Origin of the sequence: Marinobacter sp. Hex_13 (assembly GCF_001566815.1) — a bacterium.
GTDB lineage: Bacteria > Pseudomonadota > Gammaproteobacteria > Pseudomonadales > Oleiphilaceae > Marinobacter > Marinobacter salarius.
Map to the genome: position 1 here is coordinate 44,876 of NZ_LSMM01000040.1, position 6,548 is coordinate 51,423.

General features: G+C 48.2%; 5 protein-coding genes. 3 read left to right on the forward strand and 2 right to left on the reverse strand.

The genetic code is table 11. The annotated features are described in order from the left end of the window. The first annotated feature begins 29 nt into the window (after positions 1 to 29). Positions 30 to 806: an aKG-HExxH-type peptide beta-hydroxylase gene (locus tag AXW11_RS10830; RefSeq protein ID WP_091643073.1), complete on the forward strand. Its 777-nt coding sequence runs from the start codon at positions 30 to 32 to the stop codon at positions 804 to 806. 220 nt (positions 807 to 1,026) lie between these two features. Here AXW11_RS10830 and AXW11_RS10835 read toward each other — a convergent pair whose 3' ends face one another. Further along, on the reverse strand, positions 1,027 to 1,437 hold the full coding sequence (locus AXW11_RS10835; protein ID WP_143071153.1) for a hypothetical protein: 411 nt from the start codon (positions 1,435 to 1,437) through the stop codon (positions 1,027 to 1,029). A gap of 260 nt (positions 1,438 to 1,697) precedes the next feature. On the opposite strand from AXW11_RS10835, the gene AXW11_RS10840 reads away from it, so the two are divergent. Then, positions 1,698 to 2,666, forward strand: a complete 969-nt coding sequence (locus AXW11_RS10840; RefSeq protein WP_091643067.1) for an AAA family ATPase — start codon at positions 1,698 to 1,700, stop codon at positions 2,664 to 2,666. 30 nt (positions 2,667 to 2,696) lie between these two features. After that, positions 2,697 to 5,180: a S8 family peptidase gene (locus tag AXW11_RS10845; protein WP_091643064.1), complete on the forward strand. Its 2,484-nt coding sequence runs from the start codon at positions 2,697 to 2,699 to the stop codon at positions 5,178 to 5,180. A gap of 267 nt (positions 5,181 to 5,447) precedes the next feature. Here the strand turns inward: AXW11_RS10845 and AXW11_RS10850 are convergent, their stop codons facing one another. Next, positions 5,448 to 6,371 (reverse strand): DMT family transporter, encoded by a 924-nt coding sequence (locus tag AXW11_RS10850; protein WP_091643061.1) that lies wholly within the window; start codon positions 6,369 to 6,371, stop codon positions 5,448 to 5,450. Positions 6,372 to 6,548 lie beyond the last annotated feature (177 nt).

Genomic DNA, 6,548 nt, shown 5'->3' on the forward strand with positions numbered 1-6,548 from the left:
TGAGCTCAAACCTTCGAAAGAAGACTTTGATGAGGGCGAATCTTGAAGGCGGAAATCATAAGAGGTACTCCCCTTGGATGTGCTTGTTCTCAATCGATGAAATTCCTCCCAGAATATTGCTAGACTACTACTCTTCCGATAAAGGCATTGTCATTACAAGTAGAGACTATCTGGAAGCAAGCTCCGAATTTCTTAAGAGCAAACCCGAACTTTTGCTCAACGATCTTATTGGCAGATCAAGAGATTGGGAAATGCTATGTGAGATCAATGAAATTAGGCCGGAGATGGCTATCGAGCTTAGAAGTATTTGCTTTGAAATTCAAAGAACGTCCATTTTTTTTAGAAAAGTCTTCGGATCGTTAATTTGCTCTATAGTCCCGTTAAAAGACCAAAGGGCGCGAGGCTTAAGTTCTGATTTGATCCGTGGTGAAATCTTCATTGGCTATCCGCAAGGTTATTCTAGAACTCTACTGGCTATGGACATAGTTCATGAGATGGGGCACCAAGCGCTGTCTTTGGTATTGAGCTGTGACGATATATTTATTAGTGATCCTCGAATCCCAGTTTTTTCTGAAATTAGGCATACAGATCGCCCTGCTATCCAAAGCCTTCATGCCGCCGCCGCAATTGCCTACATGACACTTTACGTGAAGCAGATTGGTGCTCCATCCCAGAGGCATCCAGATTGCCCTGATGATCTCTCAGAAACGCTACATAGAGCCGTAAATGCGCTGACCAAAACTTGCAAATTTACACCAGTTGGTGATCAGGTTTTGAGGGATTTTGACGAGATTGCGGCAATGTAATACTTCCGCCTTGTGCATGGACTTTCGAGCAGGTGCATAAAAGCATCATTCTTCGGATGTTCGCTTTTGTTTAGGTATTGCCTGGGATGCGGGACGGTCGCAAAGCGAACCTTCAGATTCGTGGATTACGAAATCATAGGTCGCGCTGGACTAGCGTGTCCAGTGGAGGTCGCAGACTGGAATGGACTTGCCCCAGGCGCAAGACATCCGACGGTTTTGCTCACCCCCGTGATGAGCGAGTTGGGATCTGCCAAATGGAGGAAGGACCAAAGCTGATTTCCACCTGACTTTGGGGTGTTTTGACTCCAAGATATGTATCTAATCGATCAAAAATAGGCGCCAAGGGGATAACCAGTCCTTCTGAAACGGTTTCATTCAGTTGGGCGTATGAAACCGACGGTACCCCTGTGATGATCACCAGGCAGGCATACGGATCGACTTCGCGTGGGACTTGGAGAGTCTCTAGGAGCTGGTCCAATATGGTTCCGATAGCGGCACGCTTAATACCATATCTCTGCTCCATAAATGAGATCACGGCAATCGCCAACAGCTCAACGCGCGTGAAAACCCGACTTCGACCGGCACCTTGATCACCTGTAAAGGCAGGCAAATCCCGTAAAAGGGCTCGCATCTGGTCTCGTGTATAACCCGATATTGAACACGCATCTGCCATTTTCAGTGTTCGAACATTCATCAGATCTGTGGTTCTGTTGTGGAGTTTGCCGTCTATTAAACCAGTTAGTGGGATGCTCTGACAAATTAGCGTGTCTGTTAGACGCATTTCTATGCTAAAATGGCAGATAATGTCGGAACTACATTTTTGCCTATTGGCCAATGTTGAGTTCCTGTAGAATGAAACGCTATTTTTGAAGAGTTGAACTGGGCAGAACTATGGCCACCGCGGATCAGATTAAATCACTTATTCGCTCTTATTCTGAGGAGGATCGAGAGCGTTTCTACTCGATTGCCCTTCAGATGGCGGCCCATGAGGCAAAACAAGGACATGCGACACTCGCGCATGAAATTCGCGGGCTTGTGGACAATCATAGGAAGAGAGTCCAGCAGGGCTTGAAGGTAGTCCCTTTCCCGCAGGAGTTGAAAGGTCTGGTGGTATCTGATATCCCGGATATCCCATTTACATCCCTAGTTGCGCCCAAGACCACGCTGGACCGTTTCCACCGGGTGATCAAAGAGTTCTATCAGCGTGGCAAGTTGCAGCAACATGGCTTATCTAATCGCCGACGCATTCTTCTTGCTGGCCCGCCCGGTACCGGAAAGACCATGTCAGCTCGGGTTCTAGCCCATGAGTTGAAGTTGCCACTTTACACAGTACAGGTGGACCGACTAGTGACGAAGTTTATGGGCGAAACCAGTGCTAAGTTGCGCCAGATCTTCGACATCATGGAACAAAAGCAAGGGGTTTATTTCTTCGATGAATTTGACGCCATCGGAGGTGACCGTTCAATGGACAATGATGTTGGGGAAATGCGCCGGGTTCTGAACGCCTTATTGCAGTTCATCGAACAGGATAATTCGGACAGTATTATTGTTGCTGCAACGAACAATCCCAAACTTTTGGATCAGGCATTGTTTCGTCGATTTGATGATGTGCTTTATTACTCGCTTCCGGGTGAAAGTGAACGAAAACATCTAATTGAATTGATAATGGGAGCTTTTCTCGCCAGCCGTTTCTCGTGGAAAAAAGTGTTGTCTGCCTGTGAGGACCTGAGTCAGGCGGAAATAGGCTCGGCATGCCGCGACGCGATTAAAGAAGCGGTACTCCATGATCGATCGAAGGTAACGGCCACGGAATTAATTGGTACTTTAAATCAGCGGAGGCTGGTCTATTCTGGGCTCTGATACTCTCCTTTTTGGAAAACGAAATAGTTTATGGATAAGCTTCCTCATATTGTTCTACCTGACCAGCCAGAAACCCGCCTTTATACCAGTACCGCTTCCGCTCCAATTGAAAAGACAGTTATTCCCAGGAATCGCGCTCAGCATGGCCAGTATTTGCAGAGCCAGTTTACAGCAGCTTGGGAGGAATCTCAGCGTAGCCAGCTTGCTTTAGTCGGGGCGCGGAATGGTGTTTATCTCGAATTCATTAGTGATCCAGATACGGAGTTAGTTACCAAAAGCCTAGAGGATATGCGATCCAAAGAAATCAGGCTGCTAAATGTCCGTAAAGAGAAGAACACGTCCGGTCAATTGATCACGTTGGCAACCGTATATGTCTCTAATCAGAAGCGGAAATATTTTGCCAAGAAGTTGGACGAATACCTGAGCCAGAATACTGATAAAGGGAACCCCAAACATCAGGATTTGGTAGCAAGCATATCAGATATCAGAAGCGCCCTGTTGGTTGACTCATTTTGGACGGATACCAATGCCTCGAAGCCGGGGACGGACAAAAAATGGGTGGAAGTATGGCTGCGAGGAGAATCTGATGAAGATGTAAACATTTTTGACAGGCTGCTCGCCCAACTAGAACTGGAAGCCCGCCACGGCGTAATAAAATTTCCAGAACGGATGGTTAAAGTTGTTTTCGCCAGCTCCGCTGACTTGGAAAAGCTGACACAGGCAAGTGACCTAATTGCAGAATATCGCTTGGCAAAGACCACCACTGCACTTTTTATGGAGATGGACGCCAAAGAGCAAGCTGGTTGGGTTGATAACTTGCTGAACCGTATTTCCCGACCTGAAAATCCATTGTCATCGGTGTGCATTCTCGATACAGGCATAAACAATGGAAACCCATTGATTAAACCGTTTTTATCTGGCGAAGACTGTCAATCTGTCGACCCTTCATGGGGAACACATGACCATGATCGTCATGGCACGCTTATGGCGGGGACCGCTTTGTATGGAGATTTAACTCCATTATTGGAAAGCTCTGATTCTGTGCCTGTTCCTCACATTTTGGAGTCGGTGAAAATCTTGCCACATGATGGTGAAAACGAGCCCCAACTTTGGGGATATATTACGGCTCAAGGAGTCAGCAGAGCAGAAATACAAGCGCCCCATAGAAAACGATCTTACTGCATGGCAGTCACTGCAACGGATACTCGCGATAGAGGGCGCCCTAGCTCCTGGTCAGCTGGCATTGATCAGTTGGCGGCCACGTGGGACGAGCAAAGATTGTTCATCATTAGTGGCGGTAATTCCCTGCAAACGATGGAGGTAAAAGAGGCGGCGCAGCAATATCCTGATATTCAGGTGACAGAGTCGGTTCATGATCCAGCCCAGTCGTGGAACGCGCTTACAGTTGGTGCGATCACTAATCTCGTCGATATCATTGACTCGAAACTTGCGTCTTATCAGCCTGTTGCTGAGGCGCAAACACTTTCGCCATTTTCTACTACTTCGAGTACTTGGGAAGAGAACAAGTGGCCCATTAAGCCTGAGCTAGTGTTAGAGGGTGGCAATTTAGCAATAGACGATTCGGGATTCGCTACTGAATGCGATGATCTTTCAATCCTATCCACAACCTATCAGCCAGATGTGCAGGGCTATTTTTACCCCTTTAATATGACGAGTGCCGCCACCGCACAATTGGCGAGGATGGCGGGAGCCATAAGGGCTGAATACCCAGACTATTGGGAAGAAACCATCCGTGCACTTTTGGTTCACTCCGCGAGCTGGCCGGAGCCCCTCAAAAAACAGTTCATGAGTAGAGATAGCAAGAGTGAGTATAAGAACCTGCTGAAAATTTGCGGGTATGGCGTACCCAGTCTCGATAAAGCTCTCTACAGTGCCAGAAATTCGTTAACGCTGATTGCCCAAGCAGAGCTCCAGCCATACGATAAAAGGTCTGGCGGTGGAATGCGTACACGCGATATGCATTTCTATGATCTTCCATGGCCGGTGAAAGTTTTGCAGGAGCTCCCTGATGATGTGCAGGTGAAGATGAAAGTCACGCTGTCATATTTTGTTGAACCAGGGCCAGGTGAAATCGGTTGGAAAGATCGATACCGCTATGCTTCTCACGCGCTACGATTCGATATCAATAATCCAGGTGAATCCAAAGATGCGTTCATCAAGCGGATAAACAAGGCTGCTAGAGAACAAGATGAGCAACTGACGAATACTCAATCAGCTTCTGACCATTGGGTGCTTGGTTCAACAGCCAGAGACCGGGGGTCCATACATTCAGATACCTGGACAGGAACCTCTGCTCAGTTGGCAGCTTCCAATTTTATTTCGGTTTTGCCGAAAATTGGTTGGTGGAGAGAAAGGGCGCACCTTGGGTGCTGGAATCGAAAAACTCGTTATAGTTTGGTAGTTTCGATCGAGACAGAAAGCACGGAAGTCGATGTTTATACTCCGATTGTGACGAAGCTGAGGTTGCCGATCCCAGTTGAAATTGGAACTTAAGACCAAAATGCTATTGGCAAGCACCCGATATCGGATGAAATGGCTGTGATTAGCTTGGAGTCTGTGGAGAAAAGCCCTAACTCGAATGTCCGCTCTTGTTTAGGTATTGCCTGGGATGCGGGACGGTCGCAAAGCGAACGTTCAGGTCCAAATCCGAAGGACTCAGTTTGAGGCTAGGGCGTGTCACGCGTATCGGAGCAATTCCAGAAGGTTGTTTCATGACTTCGGCTGGCATTCACGCTGCATGCCTTTTCTGTTCAGTAGGCGTTAGGCTTTTGCCATTTTGCTGCGCCGCCATAGCCGTCCATCGATGGCAGATAAGCCCAGAGCAATCAGCGCCATTCCCACAAAATGGACAGCCTCCAGTGATTCGTTTAGGAAAAGTGATCCGAGCAGTATCGCTGAGACAGGAACCAGCAATGTAACTAGTAGCAGGTTGGTGGCTCCTGCTGACTCCAATATTTTGAAATAGAGAACATAAGCGACAGCTGTAGAGAGGACGGCAAGCCCAACGATAGCGCCCCATGTCCTCATGCTGGGCGCTGCAATATCAAGAGGACCGTCTACGATCAGGGCGATTGGAGCCAACACGAGCGCTGATGCAGTGACCTGGCCAGCAGCAGTAATCATAGGGTTTATAGTCATTGCCTTAAATCGGCGACCATACACGCCAGCAAACGCATAGGACACAGTTGCAGCAATGATAGCGAGTTGTGCTAGCAGGCTGTTGTCGCCATCGATAGCGGGTAAGCCGATCATCACAACTACTCCGATAAAACCAACCACTACTCCTACAATTTTCAAGGGCGTGGCACGCTCGTCAGGTAGGAACATACTAGCGACAACTACAGTGAATATCGGAGTTGCTGCGTTAAGGATCGATGCCAGTCCAGACGCAATTTGAGTTTGCCCCCAAACGATGAAGACAAAGGGGATGACATTGTTCAACAACCCCATTCCCAGAAATGCCGCCCAAACCCCCAAGCTCTTTGGCGGGCGCAACCCCATGACCAACGCGAAGCTCCATAACGCTATGGCAGCGATTCCTACCCTGAGCGTAACAATTGTGAGTGGCGGCAGGTCTGCAACAGCTACACCGACGAAGAAAAATGATCCTCCCCACAGGACGGACAGAACGATCAACATTACCCATTCACGAGCGCCCATAGCGGTGTTTATTGAAGATGTCATAGTGAGTGCCTGTCCAAGTTAATACATGTTGTAACCAGCTTAGGGGGTGATCAAAACTCAAAACATCCGATTATTGCGTATTCCGGCGAACGTGACCGGTCATTCCGGGGATCGTGACCGGTTTGCACACGGCCATCACGCTGGAGTCAGTTTTGTACTCTGAGCGGTCACGATGGG